Origin of the sequence: Streptomyces sp. NPDC020917 (genome assembly GCF_044333795.1) — a bacterium.
Taxonomy (GTDB): Bacteria; Actinomycetota; Actinomycetes; order Streptomycetales; family Streptomycetaceae; genus Actinacidiphila.
Genome location: NZ_JBIRRR010000030.1, coordinates 1 through 15524 on the forward strand (window position 1 = coordinate 1; position 15524 = coordinate 15524).

Genomic DNA, 15524 nt, shown 5'->3' on the forward strand with positions numbered 1-15524 from the left:
TCCGTCGTCAGATCCTCAGCGAAGTGCCGATCACCCGTCGCATCCGGCACATACTTCACAGCCACAACGATCCTCAAGCTCACGCCAGCACTCCTTGTCCGAGCTGCGGTCCGATCCGCGCGGTGCTCAGCGAAGCACCGGGTGTCCGCGATGGTACTGAGTACCCTACCCGAAGGTACTCAGTGTCATTCGTTGGCGGTCGATGTGTCGTTCGCCACGCGGGCGCGGCGGACGCGCGCCACGGCATCGCGGGACATGTGAGGGCACTCAGTGCCTTGTCCTCCGACACTGAGTGCCTTATCTTCTCGGACGTCAGGTGTGTGCGGACGCATGACGGGAGAGACACCGTGCTTCAGACGCTTCAGCCCGAGGAGAAGACCGCCGAGCCGGGACAGGTGGGTCAGGACGCTCTGCGGTTCCGCCGCTGCGCGTGGTGCCGGTCGGCGACCGAGCACACCAGGACGCTGTGCCGCGTGTGCGGTTCGTCCGACCTGGACGAGGAGCGCAGCCAGGGGAGCGGGGCCATCGGCTGGACGACCGGGGTGGTGCACACGCAGGAACTGGTGCACCGGATCCGGCAGACCTGCGTCGTGACCCTCGACGAGGGCTTCACCGTGCCGGCGACCGTGGAGGCGCAGGCGATCGAGGCACTGCCCACCGGCACCCGGGTGCGGCTGGCCGGCCTGGTGCCCGGGGAGAAGGCAGCACTGTTCGTCCCCGCCTGACCGCCGGAGGCTGATTCCGGGGAGCATCCGACACCCGTTCCCGCTACGGTGAGGACGAGGCGGGGGAGCCGGCAGACGACGCGAGGAGAGCCATGCCGCCCGAGGCTGAGCCACCGGCCGCGCAGGGGTCGCCCGGCAGGGCCGCCTCCCCGGACGGGGTGGGCGCCATGGGTGCCCCGGCGGCCGGTCCGCGGCTCGCCGTGGTCGTGGTGTTCGTCCGCGACCTGGAGGAGTCCGCGGCGTTCTACTGCGGCCTGCTGCGCCTGTCCGTCGTCACCCGGGAGAGCACCGCGCTGGTGCTCTCCGGACCCGGCGGGGCGATGGTGCTGCGCTCCATCGGCCCGCGCGGTGAGCACGCGCTCGGCGCCGTCGGCGTCCAGTACTCCTGCTGGGCGGCGCCCGACCCGGCGGACCTGCGCCGCTGCGAGCGCTACCTCGACGAGCACGACGCCCTGGTGGAGACGAACACCGTCGACGACCGGACTGTGGTCGAGGGGCGCGACCCGGACGGGCTGCCGGTGATGGTGATGCACTCCCCGGACGGTGCGGACCTGTCCGGCGAGATCATGCGCCGCGTCTACGCCTGGTGACGCCCGGCGAGGGCGCCTGCACGGCGCGTGCCGACCGATGACGCCCGGGCCCGCGGTTCGTGAACTTCGGATGAAACCCGAACTCGCCTGAACAAGCGGGCACTTCCACGTTCCCGTGGGGTGTGCTGGGTGAGAACTGTGTGTCCGAGGGGGGACTTGAACCCCCACGCCCGATAAAGGGCACTAGCACCTCAAGCTAGCGCGTCTGCCATTCCGCCACCCGGACCGGGTGTGTCACCACGGCTGCGGGGTCGTGGCGACGAGGTAAACCATAGCAAAGATCCCGGCCCGTCGATCACGGTCAGTCGTGGGCGGGCCTTGGGCCCGGACGGGCGGCAGGAGAGGATGGGGAGATCAAGCAGCGGCACGGAGGAGGAGTCAGGGTGAGCGAGTCGAGGAGCGCGGCGGTCACGGGCGAGGACGAGGTCGTCGATCTGTGCAGCGAGCTGATCCGGATCGACACGAGCAATTACGGCGACCACTCCGGTCCCGGCGAGCGGGCGGCCGCCGAGTACGTCGCCGAGAAGCTCGCCGAGGTCGGGCTGCAGCCGGAGATCTTCGAGTCGCACCAGGGCCGGGCCTCGACCGTCGCCAGGATCGAGGGCGAGGACCGGTCCCGTCCGGCGCTGCTCATCCACGGGCACCTCGACGTGGTGCCGGCCAACGCCGACGACTGGACCCGGCACCCCTTCTCCGGCGAGGTCGCCGACGGCTGCGTGTGGGGCCGCGGCGCGGTCGACATGAAGGACATGGACGCCATGACGCTCGCCGTCGTCCGCGACCGGCTGCGCAGCGGCCGCAAGCCTCCGCGGGACGTCGTGCTCGCCTTCCTCGCCGACGAGGAGGCCGGCGGCACCTACGGTGCGCGTCACCTGGTGGACCGCCACCCCGGCCTGTTCGAGGGCGTCAGCGAGGCGATCGGCGAGGTCGGCGGCTTCTCCTTCACCGTCAACGAGAACCTGCGGCTGTACCTGATCGAGACGGCCGAGAAGGGCATGCACTGGATGCGGCTCACCGTGGACGGCACGGCCGGCCACGGCTCGATGACGAACAAGGACAACGCGATCACCGAGCTGTGCGAGGCGGTCGGCCGGCTCGGCCGCCACGAGTTCCCGGTGCGCGTCACCAAGTCCGTGCGCGGCTTCCTCGACGAGCTGTCCGACGCGTTCGGCGTCGAACTCGACCCGGAGGACATGGAGACCACCCTCACCAGGCTCGGCGGCATCGCCCGCATGATCGGCACCACCCTGCGCAACACCGCGGCCCCCACCATGCTCGGCGCCGGCTACAAGGTCAACGTCATCCCCGGGCAGGCCACCGCGCACGTCGACGGCCGCTTCCTGCCGGGCCACGAGGAGGAGTTCCTCGCCGACCTGGACCGGATCCTCGGCCCGCGGGTCAAGCGGGAGACGCTGCACTCCGACAAGGCGCTGGAGACCGACTTCGACGGCGCCCTGGTCGACGCGATGCAGTCGGCCCTCAAGGCCGAGGACCCGATCGCGCGGGCCGTGCCGTACATGCTCTCCGGCGGCACCGACGCCAAGTCCTTCGACGACCTCGGCATCCGCTGCTTCGGCTTCGCGCCGCTGCAGCTGCCGCCGGAGCTGGACTTCGCCGGCATGTTCCACGGCGTGGACGAGCGCGTGCCGGTCGACGGGCTGAAGTTCGGGGTGCGGGTGCTGGACCGCTTCCTGGACCAGTGCTGACCTGGACCGGTGCTGACCTGGGCCACCGCGGCCCCGGCCGCCCGCGGCCGGACGCCGGTCCCGGGTCGCGCCGGGGCCGGTATTCGGCCGTGTGTACCCCTGGCGTCGGGGGTTTCGCCGGTACGAGTGAATGATCGCGGGCGTTCGTAGCCCACTTCCCTCCCTCTCGTTACGACAGGTGTGGTCCGCGGCTGGGATCACATGTGTCCCACGAGGAGGAAGAAATGATCAAGAAGGTCGCCGCTGTCGCGGCTGCCACGGGTGGTCTCGTGCTCGCCGGTGCGGGGCTGGCCGTCGCCGACTCCGGCGCGCAGGGTGCCGCCGTCCAGTCCCCGGGCGTGCTCTCCGGCAACCTGATCGAGGTCCCGGTCAACGTGCCGGTGAACCTGTGCGGCGACACTGTCGACGTGATCGGCCTGCTGAACCCCGGGTTCGGCAACACCTGCGTGAACCAGTAGTTCCCCCGCCGGCCGCGGATCGGCCGGGTCGGGACGGCCCCCGGGCGCTCTTCGGCGCCCCGGGGCCGCTCGCCTTTTCCGGGGGACTGGCACAGGTGTGGCGGATGCTCCGGTTGATTCGAAAGCAGGATGAGGACATGCGACAGGTCGCAAGGAAGGGCCTGCTCACCGTGGTCGCCACCGGAGGGGCCCTCGTGGCCACCGGCGGACTGGCCCACGCCGACGCCGGAGCGGCGGGGACGGCGGCGGGTTCGCCCGGCGTCGCCTCGGGCAACTCCGTGCAGGTCCCGGTGCACGTGCCGGTGAACGTCTGCGGCAACTCGGTCGACGTGATCGGCCTGCTGAACCCCGCGTTCGGCAGCAGTTGCGCCAACGCCTCGTCGGGCGGCAGCGGTTCGGGTGGGCACGGCAGCGGTTCGTCCGCGGCCGGGCACACCGCCGGTTCGCCCGGCGTCGGCTCCGGCAATCTCGTGCAGCTGCCGGTGGACGCCCCGGTCAACGCCTGCGGGCTCTCCGTCGACGTGGCCGCGCTGCTGAACCCGGCACAGGGCAACGTCTGCGGCAACCACGAGGGCACCCCGGGCACTCCGGGGACCCCGGGCACGCCGGTCACCCCGAGCTCGCCCTCCACCCCGCCGAGCACGAGCACGAGCACGCCGGACAGCCCGCAGCCCAGCACCCCGGGCACGAACACGGTCGCCGAGACCGGGACCCGCACCACGGCCCTGGCCGAGACCGGCGCCGCCGGCCTCGGGCTGTCCGCCGCGCTCGCGGGCGCGCTGCTGCTCGGGGGCGCGGTGCTCTACCGTCGCGGGCACACCGCCGCCCGCCACTGACGGGCAGCGGCCCGACGGCACCGGCGGTGGCCCCTGCGGGCGCACCGCCGGATGCCCGACCGGACGGCCCGCGGCGGCCGTCCGGTCATCGTGCGCGGATCACCAGGTGGCCCGCACCTGGCGGATGATGCGGCGCCGCAGCCGCACCCGCCGGGTGCCGTCCGGATACAGCCGGACGCGGTCCAGCTCCCAGTGCCTGTACTCGGCTTCGTCGGTCAGCAGACGTGCCGCGTCCTTGCGGGAGACCTCCCGCGGCACGTACATCTCTCTGAATTCGTATTCCGGCATCGCATCTATTGTGCGGGCAACACCCCGGTGCGGATAGCGTCTGCCTCATGTCTGATGACGTGCAGCCCAGCGTGGCGGAGGTCCGTGCCGCCGTAGCGGCGGTCAAGGCCGCCCTCGACCGCCACCTCGAGGCGATCGAGAACCGTATCGGTGACGACGACCCCGCCGTGTACGAGGCGTTCGAGGCGCTGGCTTCGGCCGCGGAGAGCTATGACGAGTTGCTGTACGACACCTACGACGAGGTGACCCCGTTCGAGGTGCCCTCGGGCGAGGCGATGCCGGAGTACAGCGGACCGGCGGACCCGGAGGCGTTCAGCGTGCTGATCCGCCGCGACTACACCGTCGCCGAGCCGGACCGGCTGTTCGCCCAGGCCAGGCGGGCCGGCGACGGCGAGTCGGCCGCGGACGCCTCGGTCAGCGCCGCGATCGGCGTGGTCTTCGGCGAGTACGAGCCCGACGAAGTCGCCCAGCGGCACAAGGAGTTCGGCCTGGAGGAGGGCGACTCCACGCTCTGGGTGGCCGCGGTGGAGCCGGCCGAGCCGGGGGAGTGGCTCGACGCCCCCTTCGACGAGGTCGACCCGCAACTCGTGCTCTGCCGGTTCGACACGAGCGCGGTCTTCGACGACGAGGTGGGCGCCTTGGACGCGGACTAGGCCCGACTGCGCGACGAGGAGGACCCCGGCGCCGGGGCTCCGCGGCGGGACGCTGCACCCGCCGGCGGGCCCCGGCGCCGTCCTGCGGCGGGCCCCCGCGGGACACCGGCCGGAGGTACGCCCTACTCGTCCGCGGCCAGCTCCTTGAGGACCGGGACCAGGCGGGTCGTACGGGGCTTGGCCGCGGAGTCGGCGACCGCCGCGGCCAGCGCCTGGTCGGCCCCCTGGACCACCGAGAGATGGCGTTCGGCGCGGCTGAACGCGGTGTAGACCCAGGCGCGGCCGAGCAGGGGGCCCGCGTCGCCCGGGACGACCACGACCACCGCCGGCCAGCGCATCCCGGCGGCCTGGTGGCCGGTGACCGCCCAGCCGTGGCGGACCGCGCCCGCCACCTCGTCGCGCGGCACCAGCACCGGGCCGTGCGCGCAGTCCAGCCGCAGGCCGCCGGGCTCCGCGCCGGCCACCGTGCCCGGCAGCGCGCGGCCCGCGGCCGGCACGTACACCACCCGGTCACCGGGGTCGAAGCCGGCGAACCGTCCCGGGCCGGGGTTGAGCCGCTCCTTCAGCGCCGCGTTGAGCGCCCGGGTGCCGACCGGCCCGCCGTGCGCCACCGTGATCACCTGAACCTCGCCGGCCGGGACGCCGAACGCGCGGGGCACCGAGTCGGCCACCAGCTGGACCGCGCGGTGCACGGCCTCGCGCGGGTCGCGCACCGGCACCACCACGACCTCCTTGTCCGGGGCCTCCACGGCGGCGAGTTCGCCCACGCCGACGCACGAGACCAGCTCGCCGATCGGCCCCGGGTCCGGCGTGCGGGAGGCGACCCGCGGGCAGATCCGCGCGGTCAGCAGGTCGGCGAAGGCGCGGCCGGGACCCGCGGAGGGCAGGGTGTACGGGTCACCGCTGAGCACCAGCCGGGCGCCGTCCGGCAGCGCCTCGACGAGGTCGGCGGCCTCCACCACGGACAGCTGGGGCGCGTCGAGCACCGCGAGCAGGTCCAGCGCGAGAGCGGCGTCCGCGGCACGTCCCGGGCCCTGGCCGCCGTCCAGCAGGCCCTCCACGGTCACCGCCGCGTCCTCGCCCACCGTCTCGGCCAGTCGCCGGCGGCCGTTCTCGGTGTACGCGGCCGCGTACGCGCGCAGGCCGGCTCGCCGGGCGGCGGCCACCAGCGCCGCGGGTTCCGCGCGGGCCGCCTCCCCGCCGGTGTGCAGCACGAGGCCGCTGCCGGCCACCGCGCGGATCAGCTCGGCGGCGGACGGCGAGGGGGCCGCGCCGGCGGCCTCCTCCCAGTCGGGGCCGCCGGAACCGTCAGGGTCCAGCGAGCGCAGCAGCCGCACGCAGCCGTCGGCCAGGCTCTCCTCGGCCAGGGCGTACCGGTCGAGGCCGAGCAGCAGCGGCACGTCGGCCTCGGCGGCGAGGTCGGTGTCCCCGTCGTCCGCCGCCTCGTCGCCCTCGCCGTCGCCGGTGCCGGGGAGTTCCTTGGTGGTGTCCCGGAAGACCAGAACCTGGCCCTCCTCGACGGCCGTGGCCACCGCCGCCGCGGGATCCGGCAGGGAGTTGCGGGCCAGCTCCGACCTGAGCCGGTCGGCTTCGAGCGCGGTGTGCCCGGCGGTGGCCGCCCGCTCCATCAGGTGGCCGATCAGCGCGCGGGCCCGCCGTTCGTCCCCGGGGCCGGCCGCGCCGCCGAGCAGCGCGCGGGCGAAGGCGTCGGCGTGCTCCACCCGGACGCCGTCGAGCGCGAGCACACCCCACGGGTCGGCCCGCAGCGACTCCGCGGCGCCCTCGCCCAGGACGCGGACCGCGGCGACGGCCAGGGCGTCGGGCGCCCCGCCCTCGGCGAGGACCGCCCGGACCGCCTCGACGGCCGCCGGGTCCACCTCCGCGGCCGGCCGTCCCGCACGTGGGCGTTCGGCCGGGCGCGGGCGCGACGGGCCGTCACCGGCGCCCGGGGGCGCCTGCGCGGCGCCGTCCTTCGCGCCGTCCTCGTCCGGGTCCTCGCCGGCGCCCTGGGCCCCCTGCGCGCCGTCCGCGGTCTCTGCCGCCTCCGCCGCCTGGGTCTCCGCGATCTCCGCGGCCATCGCCTCGCGCCGCTTGCGCCGCGCCGCGGCGGCGTCGCCGCGGGGCGCGGGCGCCGAAGCGCTCTCGCCCCGCTCGATCGACCGGACCGCGGCCGCCAGCGCGGCCAGCCCTTCCGTCCCGCCGGATCCGCCCGGCCCGGAACTCCCGGAACCCGAACTCCCGGAACCCGAACTCCCGGAACGCGTGCTCCCGGAACCCGAGCCGCCGGAACCCGAGCCGCCGGAACCCGAACTCCCGGAACCCGAGCCGCCCGGTCCCGGGGCGCCGCCTCCAGAGCCGGAATCCGAGCCGGCGCGGGACTGCGCGGCCCCCGGGGCGGCGGCAGCCGCGGCAGGTGCGGAGGGGGGACGCGTGCCCTCCCCGGACGGGGGGATCGTGTCGGTCACAGCGAAAGCCTTCCGTGGAGCGGCCGGGCCGCGGCTCAGAGGGTGCTCCAGTCGTGGTCCGGGTAGCGGTGCAGCGGCGCCGAGACGTCGTCGAGCGCCAGATTGATCTCTTCCGGCAGACTAAGGGCCTCCACTGACAGTGCGGCCGTCAGCTGCGCGGCGTTGCGCGCGCCGAGGATCGGGGCGGCCACGCCGGGGCGGTCGCGGACCCAGGCCAGCGCGACGTGCAGCGGCGAGACGGCCAGGCCGTCGGCCGCTATGGCCAGCGCGTCCACGATCAGGCGGGCCGCCTCGTCGAGGTAGGGCGCCACGAAGGCGGCCATCTCCTCGGAGCCGCCGCGCGAGTCGGCCGGGGTGCCGTGCCGGTACTTGCCGGTCAGCACCCCGCGGCCGAGCGGCGATGAGGGCAGCAGGCCGACCCCGAGGTCGATCGCGGCCGGCAGCACCTCGCGCTCCACGCCCCGTTGCAGCAGCGAGTACTCCATCTGCGTGCTGGCCAGCGGGGTGCGGCCGGGCGTGGCGAGCTGCCAGGTCGCGGACTTGGCGAGCTGCCAGCCGCAGAAGTTGGACACGCCGACGTAGCGGGCGCGCCCGGAGCTGACCGCGATGTCCAGCGCCTGCATCGTCTCCTCCAGCGGGGTGCCGGGATCGAACGCGTGCACCTGCCACAGGTCCACGTAGTCCGTGCCGAGCCGCTGGAGCGACGCGTCGAGCGCGGACAGCAGGTGCCCGCGCGAGGTGTCGAACCGCCGGTCGGGGTCCGGGACGCTGCCCGCCTTGGTCGCGATGACCAGGTCGGAACGCGGCACCAGGTCCTCCACCAGCCGCCCGAGCAGGTACTCGGCACCTCCGTCGGCGTAGACGTCCGCGGTGTCGACGAGCGTGCCGCCCGCGTCCCAGAACGCCTTCAACTGGTCGGCCGCGTCGCGTTCGCCGGTGGTACGGCCCCAGGTGAGCGTGCCGAGCCCCAGCCGGGACACGCGCAACCCGGTACGGCCGAGGTGCCTTTGCTCCATGACCGCTGAGGTTAGTGCCCGCACTCGCCGAATGGGCGGCAGTGACGTACCTGACAGGAGCCGGGGCGCCGGGAGGACGCTACAGTCCGGAGGGACAACGACGTTACTGATCAGTACGAAGATGCATTCGAAGGGGAGCGCCATGCGGCTCGGGATCAACCTCGGCTACTGGGGTGCCGGGATGGACGCGGACAACCTTGCCGTCGCGCAGGAGGCCGACCGGCTGGGCTACGCGGTGTGCTGGGCGGCCGAGGCCTACGGCTCCGACGGCCCGACCGTGCTCTCCTGGGTCGCCGCCCAGACCGAGCGGATCGACGTCGGCTCGGCGATCTTCCAGATCCCGGCCCGCACCCCGGCGATGACCGCGATGACCGCGGCCACCCTCGACTCGCTGTCCGGCGGCCGGTTCCGGCTGGGCCTCGGCGTGTCGGGCCCGCAGGTCTCCGAGGGCTGGTACGGCGTCAAGTTCGACAAGCCGCTGTCCCGCACCCGCGAGTACGTGGAGATCGTCCGCAAGGCGATGTCCCGCGAGCGGCTCAGCTACCAGGGCGAGCACTGGACGCTGCCGCTGCCCGGCGGCCCCGGCAAACCGATCAAGCTCACCGTCCACCCGCAGCGCGAGCACATCCCGCTGTACATCGCCGCCATCGGCCCGAAGAACCTCGAGCAGACCGGCGAGATCGCCGACGGCGCGCTGCTGATCTTCCCCTCCGCCGGCCACCTGGAGGACACCGCGCTGCGCCACCTCCGGGCGGGCCGCGCCAAGGCCGGTCTGACGCTGGACGGCTTCGACGTCAGCCCCACGCTGCCGCTGGCGCTCGGCGACGACGTGTCCGCGCTCGCCGACATCTTCCGCCCCTACACCGCGCTGTACGTCGGCGGCATGGGCAGCCGCAAGCAGAACTTCTACAACCAGCTCGCCCAGCGCATGGGCTACGAGAAGCAGGCCGCGGAGATCCAGGACAAGTACCTGGCCGGCGACAAGGACGGCGCCGCCGCCGCGGTGCCCCTCGAACTCATCGACTCCACCTGCCTGCTGGGCCCGGTGGCCCGCATCGCGGACCGTATGCGGGAATACGCGGAGGCCGGCGTCACCACCCTCAACCTGAGCCCGGCCGGCTTCACGCTGGACGAGCGGGTGGCCGGGCTGCGCGCGGGCGTCGAGGCGCTGGAACTGGCCGGCCTGGCCTGACGACTCCGGATACCCGCCGTACGCATCCGCCTGACGGGACGTCGCACCGCGGGCGGCGGGCCGGCGGCCGGCTCAGCTGGGGACCAGGCGCCCCAGCAGCCGGCCGAAGTCGATCAGCCGCGCTATCTGCCCCGGCCCGCCGTCGTCCAGCGACTTGCTGAAGCGGAACGCCTCGGGGCGGAACTTCGCCGAGGTGACCGGCAGCGGCGAGTCCGGGTCGGCGGCCACCGCGCTCAGCTCGTGCGGCATCGCGGTGGCCAGCACCACGTACACCCCGCGGTCGATGCGCCGCCCCAGCTCGTCCCGCCCGACCAGGGTGCGCATGCCCACATGGCCGATCGAGTCGAGCGGCAGCACCTGCACCGAGGAGTCCAGCACGGTGCCGCCCGGCGCCTTCTCGTCGGCGAGCTCCTCGCTGTGCCACAGGATCAGCCGGCGCCCGTCGCACACCGCGGCCTCCTGCCACACCGAGGTGCCGGCCTCGGTCAGGTCCACCACGCGCTCCAGGGTGAAGCCGCGGACCCTGCGGTGGCCGAGCACGCCGCCGATGGCGTCCAGCGCGATGTCGGCGTGCAGGAAGTACGCGCCGGCGGCGTCCTCGATGCGGCGGAAGGGAGACCAGTCCGCCCCGGCGGCACCCGCCCCCGACACGGTCTGCGGACGGCTCCTCGTCGCCTTCCCGAACATCTCCACCCGCTTCGCGATCCCGACTCCCGGGCCCCCTCGGCCCCCACTGCACCTTACCCAGGGGGCCGGACAGTCAGGAGCACGCAGGAGCCGCCGGATCGCCGGAATTCGGCGGGGAATCCCGCGGCCGTGGTGGGGGCTCGGGGGGATCTTCCCCGCCACGGCCGTCATCCAGCACAACGCCCGCGCGCCCAAAGGGTTACGGTGGCGGACATGCCCACCGTCATCCTCGTCCGGCACGGCCGTTCGACCGCCAACGCCGAGGGAGTGCTGGCCGGCTGGAGCCCGGGTGTCGCCCTGGACGACACCGGCCGGGCCCAGGCCACCGCCCTCGCCGCCCGGCTCGCCGCCCTGCCGCTGGCCGCCGTCGTCAGCAGTCCCCTCCAGCGCTGCCAGGAGACCGTCAAACCGCTGCTGGACACCCGCCCCGAACTCACCCTGCACACCGACGAGCGGGTCGGCGAGTGCCACTACGGCGACTGGACCGGACGCAAGCTCAGCGAGCTGGCCGAGGAACCGCTGTGGGCCACCGTGCAGCGGCACCCGTCCGCGGCCGTCTTCCCCGGCGAGGAGGGCGAGTCGCTGCGCGCCATGCAGGCCCGCGCGGTCGACGCGGTCCGCGACTGGAACCGGCGGATCGAGGAGGAGAGCGGGCCCGACGCGGTCTATCTGGTGTGCTCGCACGGCGACATCATCAAGTCGCTGGCCGCCGACGCCCTCGGCATGCACCTCGACCTCTTCCAGCGGATCAGCACCGAGCCGTGCTCGGTCACCGTGATCCGCTACACCCCGCACCGCCCGTTCCTGTTGCGCCTCGGGGACACCGGGGACCTCAGCACCCTCGCCCCGGCTCCCGGTCCCGCCCAGGGCGCCGCGGACGACGCGGTGGTGGGGGGCTCCACCGGGACCCGGTGATCGGCTTCGCAGTAGGGTGGGTGACCGGTACAGCAGCCGATCGGACAAGCAAACGGAGCAAGGCGTGCCCCGTCAGGTCTTCTTCTTCGAACATCCCGACCGCTTCGTGGCCGGGACCGTCGGCCAGCCCGGCCAGCGGACGTTCTTCCTGCAGGCCACCGCGTCGGGGCGGACCACCAGCGTCGCCCTCGAGAAGACCCAGGTGGCCGCACTGGCGGAGCGCATCGACGAGCTGCTGGACGAGGTCGTGCGCCGCAGCGGAGGCAGCGCCCCGGTGCCGGCCGTCGCACCCTCGGAACTCTCCGACACCGCACCGCTGGACGTCCCCGTCGAGGAGGAGTTCCGCGTCGGCACCATGGCGCTCGCCTGGGACGGCGCCCACGAGCGGATGGTGATCGAGGCGCAGGCCCTGGTCGAACTCGTCGGCGACGACGAGGACGACCTGGAGGCGGCCGAGGAGGAGATGCTGCAGGACGAGGAGAACGGTCCGCCGCTGCTGCGGGTCATGCTCACCGGCGCCCAGGCCCGCTCCTTCGCCAAGCGCGCCCTCGACGTGGTCTCCGCGGGCCGCCCGCCGTGCCCGCTGTGCAGCCTGCCCCTGGACCCGGAAGGACACGTATGCCCCCGCCAGAACGGATACCGGAGGTCGGCCTGATCCCGGCGGCCCCGGGCCGTCCTGAGCCCGGCGGGCCCGGCGGGCCCGTCACCCCCGATGACACCGACGTCCTGCTGCACGGCGTGCTGACCGTGCGCGGCCAGGTCCGCGAGGCGTCCAACGCGGTGCTCTTCTGCGAGGCCGCCCTCGACGGGCGGAGCGTGGCGTGCGTGTACAAGCCGGTCGCCGGCGAGCGCCCGCTGTGGGACTTCCCCGACGGCACGCTGGCCCAGCGCGAGGTCGCCGCCTATCTGGTCTCCGAGGCCACCGGCTGGGGCCTGGTGCCGCCGACCGTGCTGCGCGACGGGCCGTACGGCCAGGGCATGGTCCAGCTGTGGATCGACGTCGCCGGGGACGGCGAGGGGGACGACGAAGGCGACGACGGGTCAGGAGCCGAGGGGTCAGGAGCCGAAGGGGACGGCAGCGGACCGGAGCCGCTGCTGGCGCTCACCGAGGACCTCGAACCCGCACCGGGCTGGAAGGCGGTGGTCGAGGCCGAGATCGGCGAGGGCCGCACCGCCCTGCTGGTGCACGCCGACGACGTACGCCTGCGCCGGCTGGCCGTGCTGGACGCGGTGATCAACAACGCCGACCGCAAGGGCGGGCACCTGCTGCCCGCGCCGGACGGCCGCCTGTTCGGCATCGACCACGGCGTGACCTTCCACACCGAGGACAAGCTCCGGACGCTGCTGTGGGGCTGGGCGGGCGAGCCGCTGCCCGCCGAGGCGGGCCCCGCGCTGGACGCGCTGGCCGCCGCGCTCGACGGGGACCTGGGGGAGCGGCTGGGGGAGTTGCTGACCGCCGCGGAGACCGGAGCCCTGCGCGAACGGGTCCGCCGGTTGCGCGCGGACGGTGTGCACCCGGAGCCCGGCGGCCAGTGGCCGTCGATCCCCTGGCCACCGGTGTGAGCCGGACGCCTCCGCCCCGTGCCCGGCCGCCCCGCCGGTCGGCCCCGCCGTTTTGACGCACGGCCGTCCGGTTAATCTCATGACATGCATGCCTGGCCCGCTTCCGACGTCCCCGCCCTTCCCGGCACCGGACGCCCCCTGAGTCTCCACGACACCTCGACCGGTGGACGGGTGACCTCCGACCCCGGCCCCGTGGCCCGGATCTACGTCTGCGGCATCACCCCGTACGACGCCACCCACATGGGGCACGCCGCCACCTACAACGCGTTCGACCTCGTCCAGCGCGTGTGGCTCGACACGAAGCGCCAGGTCCAGTACGTCCAGAACGTCACCGACGTCGACGACCCGCTGCTGGAGCGCGCGGTGGCCACCGGCGACGACTGGACCGCCCTCGCCGAGCGCGAGACCGCCCTGTTCCGCGAGGACATGACCGCGCTGCGGATGCTGCCGCCCGCGCACTACATCGGCGCGGTCGAGGCGATACCGGGCATCGTGCCGCTGATCGAGCGGCTGCGGGACGCCGGCGCCGCCTACGAGCTCGACGGCGACGTGTACTTCTCGGTGGACGCCGACCCGCACTTCGGCTCGGTGTCGCGGCTGGACGCGGCCGCCATGCGGGTGCTGTCCGCCGAGCGCGGCGGCGACCCGGACCGGCCGGGCAAGAAGGACCCGCTGGACCCGCTGCTGTGGCTGAGCGCCCGCGAGGGCGAGCCCAGCTGGGACGGCGGTTCGCTCGGCCCGGGGCGCCCCGGCTGGCACATCGAGTGCGTGGCGATCGCACTGGACCACCTCGGCATGGGCTTCGACGTCCAGGGCGGCGGATCCGACCTGGCGTTCCCGCACCACGAGATGGGCGCCTCGCACGCCCAGGTGCTCACCGCCGAGTACCCGTTCGCCAAGGCGTACGTGCACGCCGGGATGGTCGCCCTGGACGGCGAGAAGATGTCCAAGTCCAAGGGCAACCTGGTGTTCGTCTCCGCGCTGCGGCGCGCGGGCGTCGACCCGGCGGCGATCCGGCTGGCGCTGCTCGCCCACCACTACCGGGCGGACTGGGAGTGGACCGACGCGGTGCTCGCCGAGGCCGAGGAGCGGCTGGCCCGCTGGCGGGCGGCCGTCTCGCGCCCCGACGGGCCGCCCGCGGAAGGGCTGCTCGCCGAGGTCCGCGAGGCGCTCGCCGACGACCTGGACGCTCCCCGCGCCCTGCGTGCGATCGACGCCTGGGCCGCCGGCCAGGCCGCCGAGGGCGGCACGGACCCGGCTGCCCCGGGCCTCGTGTCCCGCCTGACCGACGCGCTCCTGGGCGTCGCCCTCTAGGTCCACCGCCCGGGCGGTCCTGCGGCGCTCGTCGCCGGACCGCCCGGGCCTGGGCCGTGTCCGACGATGAGCGCCGCAGGACCGTAAGCGCGGGGCAGGCGGGATGTGTCAGACGCGGCCTAGTCCTCCGCGTCGTCGTCCGGCGACGCGTCGGGGCCGTCGTCGTCGTCGGGCGCCGGGGTCTGGGGGAGTTCGCGGAAGCGGGGGACGCCGTCCTCGCCCTCGCTGGCGTAGCCGCCCGGCTGCGGGTCGCGGCGGCGCAGGTAGCGCTCGAACTCCTTGGCGATGGCCTCGCCGGACGCCTCGGGGAGTTCGGCGGTGTCGCGGGCCTCCTCCAGGGTCTGGACGTACTCCGCGACCTCGCTGTCCTCGGCGGCCAGCTGGTCGACGCCGACCTGCCAGGCGCGGGCGTCCTCGGGTAGCTCGCCCTGCGGGATGCGCAGGTCGAGCAGGTCCTCCAGGCGGTTCAGCAGGGCCAGCGTGGCCTTGGGGTTGGGCGGCTGCGAGACGTAGTGCGGGACCGCCGCCCACAGGCTCACCGCGGGGATGCCGGCGTGGGTGCACGCCTCCTGCAGGATGCCGACGATGCCGGTCGGGCCCTCGTAGCGGGACTCCTCCAGGTTCATCGACGTCGCCAGGTCCGGGTCGGAGGTGACGCCGGTGACCGGGACCGGCCGGGTGTGCGGGGTGTCGCCCAGCAGCGCGCCGAGCACCACGACCATCTCCACGCCCAGCTCGTGCGCGAACCCGAGGATCTCGTTGCAGAACGAGCGCCAGCGCATGCTCGGCTCGATGCCGCGCACCAGCACCAGGTCGCGCGGCTTGGGCGACTGGATGCGCACCACCGAGAGCCGCGTCGTCGGCCAGGTGATGCGCCGTACGCCGCCGTCCATCCACACCGTGGGCCGGTTGACCTGGAAGTCGTAGTAGTCCTCCGCGTCGAGTGCGGCGAACACCTCTCCCTTGAACTCCCGGTCCATGTGGCCGACCGCGGTGGAGGCTGCGTCCCCGGCATCGTTCCAGCCCTCGAACGCGGCCACCATGACCGGGTCGATCAGCTCGGGAACCCCCTCGAGCTCGATCACCCAGTGCCTCCTTCTCCCGGCCGGAGGGGGC

16 protein-coding genes, 1 tRNA gene and 1 pseudogene are annotated in these 15524 nt (G+C 74.1%); 11 read left to right on the forward strand and 7 right to left on the reverse strand.

Going from position 1 to position 15524, the window contains the following annotated elements:
* Window positions 1-83 (reverse strand): annotated as a pseudogene (locus ACH4TG_RS38400) (electron transfer flavoprotein subunit beta); the annotation flags it as partial.
* A gap of 264 nt (window positions 84-347) precedes the next feature.
* Between ACH4TG_RS38400 and ACH4TG_RS38405 the strand changes: the two are divergent.
* Complete coding sequence (locus ACH4TG_RS38405) at window positions 348-725, forward strand: hypothetical protein (RefSeq protein ID WP_398247511.1); 378 nt, start codon at window positions 348-350, stop codon at window positions 723-725.
* A gap of 92 nt (window positions 726-817) precedes the next feature.
* Window positions 818-1315 (forward strand): VOC family protein, encoded by a 498-nt coding sequence (locus ACH4TG_RS38410; protein WP_398247512.1) that lies wholly within the window; start codon window positions 818-820, stop codon window positions 1313-1315.
* A gap of 141 nt (window positions 1316-1456) precedes the next feature.
* Here ACH4TG_RS38410 and ACH4TG_RS38415 read toward each other — a convergent pair.
* Window positions 1457-1541 (reverse strand) — tRNA-Leu (locus tag ACH4TG_RS38415).
* 157 nt (window positions 1542-1698) lie between these two features.
* Here ACH4TG_RS38415 and ACH4TG_RS38420 point away from each other — a divergent pair.
* The 3 genes from ACH4TG_RS38420 to ACH4TG_RS38430 all read left to right on the forward strand — a co-directional run bounded on the left by ACH4TG_RS38420 (window position 1699) and on the right by ACH4TG_RS38430 (window position 4315).
* Window positions 1699-3021, forward strand: a complete 1323-nt coding sequence (locus ACH4TG_RS38420; RefSeq protein ID WP_398247514.1) for a M20/M25/M40 family metallo-hydrolase — start codon at window positions 1699-1701, stop codon at window positions 3019-3021.
* A gap of 224 nt (window positions 3022-3245) precedes the next feature.
* Window positions 3246-3479, forward strand: a complete 234-nt coding sequence (locus ACH4TG_RS38425; protein WP_398247516.1) for a chaplin — start codon at window positions 3246-3248, stop codon at window positions 3477-3479.
* 137 nt (window positions 3480-3616) lie between these two features.
* Window positions 3617-4315 (forward strand): chaplin, encoded by a 699-nt coding sequence (locus tag ACH4TG_RS38430; RefSeq protein ID WP_398247518.1) that lies wholly within the window; start codon window positions 3617-3619, stop codon window positions 4313-4315.
* Between the two features lie 99 nt (window positions 4316-4414).
* Here the strand turns inward: ACH4TG_RS38430 and ACH4TG_RS38435 are convergent, their stop codons facing one another.
* Window positions 4415-4603, reverse strand: a complete 189-nt coding sequence (locus ACH4TG_RS38435) for a DUF5703 family protein (protein WP_398247520.1) — start codon at window positions 4601-4603, stop codon at window positions 4415-4417.
* A gap of 47 nt (window positions 4604-4650) precedes the next feature.
* Here ACH4TG_RS38435 and ACH4TG_RS38440 point away from each other — a divergent pair, with 47 nt between their 5' ends.
* Window positions 4651-5256, forward strand: a complete 606-nt coding sequence (locus ACH4TG_RS38440) for a hypothetical protein (protein ID WP_398247522.1) — start codon at window positions 4651-4653, stop codon at window positions 5254-5256.
* A 122-nt stretch (window positions 5257-5378) separates the two neighbouring features.
* Here ACH4TG_RS38440 and ACH4TG_RS38445 read toward each other — a convergent pair whose 3' ends face one another.
* Entirely contained in the window at window positions 5379-7721 is a 2343-nt protein-coding gene (locus tag ACH4TG_RS38445) for a helix-hairpin-helix domain-containing protein (protein WP_398247524.1), read from the reverse strand.
* 35 nt (window positions 7722-7756) lie between these two features.
* Window positions 7757-8737: an aldo/keto reductase gene (locus ACH4TG_RS38450; protein ID WP_398247526.1), complete on the reverse strand. Its 981-nt coding sequence runs from the start codon at window positions 8735-8737 to the stop codon at window positions 7757-7759.
* Window positions 8738-8879: 142 nt separating this feature from the next.
* On the opposite strand from ACH4TG_RS38450, the gene ACH4TG_RS38455 reads away from it, so the two are divergent.
* Window positions 8880-9929, forward strand: a complete 1050-nt coding sequence (locus ACH4TG_RS38455; RefSeq protein WP_398247528.1) for an LLM class F420-dependent oxidoreductase — start codon at window positions 8880-8882, stop codon at window positions 9927-9929.
* 72 nt (window positions 9930-10001) lie between these two features.
* On the opposite strand, the gene ACH4TG_RS38460 is transcribed toward ACH4TG_RS38455, so the two are convergent.
* Complete coding sequence (locus ACH4TG_RS38460; RefSeq protein ID WP_398247642.1) at window positions 10002-10616, reverse strand: hypothetical protein; 615 nt, start codon at window positions 10614-10616, stop codon at window positions 10002-10004.
* A gap of 213 nt (window positions 10617-10829) precedes the next feature.
* On the opposite strand from ACH4TG_RS38460, the gene ACH4TG_RS38465 reads away from it, so the two are divergent.
* The 4 genes from ACH4TG_RS38465 to mshC all read left to right on the forward strand — a co-directional run bounded on the left by ACH4TG_RS38465 (window position 10830) and on the right by mshC (window position 14408).
* Entirely contained in the window at window positions 10830-11531 is a 702-nt protein-coding gene (locus ACH4TG_RS38465; protein ID WP_398247529.1) for a histidine phosphatase family protein, read from the forward strand.
* A gap of 64 nt (window positions 11532-11595) precedes the next feature.
* The gene (locus tag ACH4TG_RS38470) at window positions 11596-12186 is read left to right on the forward strand and encodes a DUF3090 domain-containing protein (protein ID WP_398247530.1); all 591 of its coding nucleotides are present in this window, start codon (window positions 11596-11598) and stop codon (window positions 12184-12186) included.
* Window positions 12150-13094: an SCO1664 family protein gene (locus ACH4TG_RS38475; protein WP_398247532.1), complete on the forward strand. Its 945-nt coding sequence runs from the start codon at window positions 12150-12152 to the stop codon at window positions 13092-13094. The genes ACH4TG_RS38470 and ACH4TG_RS38475 overlap by 37 nt, the downstream gene beginning before the upstream one ends.
* 84 nt (window positions 13095-13178) lie before the next feature.
* Complete coding sequence (gene mshC, locus ACH4TG_RS38480; RefSeq protein ID WP_398247534.1) at window positions 13179-14408, forward strand: cysteine--1-D-myo-inosityl 2-amino-2-deoxy-alpha-D-glucopyranoside ligase; 1230 nt, start codon at window positions 13179-13181, stop codon at window positions 14406-14408.
* A gap of 119 nt (window positions 14409-14527) precedes the next feature.
* Here the strand turns inward: mshC and ACH4TG_RS38485 are convergent, their stop codons facing one another.
* Window positions 14528-15493, reverse strand: a complete 966-nt coding sequence (locus ACH4TG_RS38485) for a PAC2 family protein (RefSeq protein ID WP_398247536.1) — start codon at window positions 15491-15493, stop codon at window positions 14528-14530.
* Between the last annotated feature and the right edge of the window lie 31 nt (window positions 15494-15524).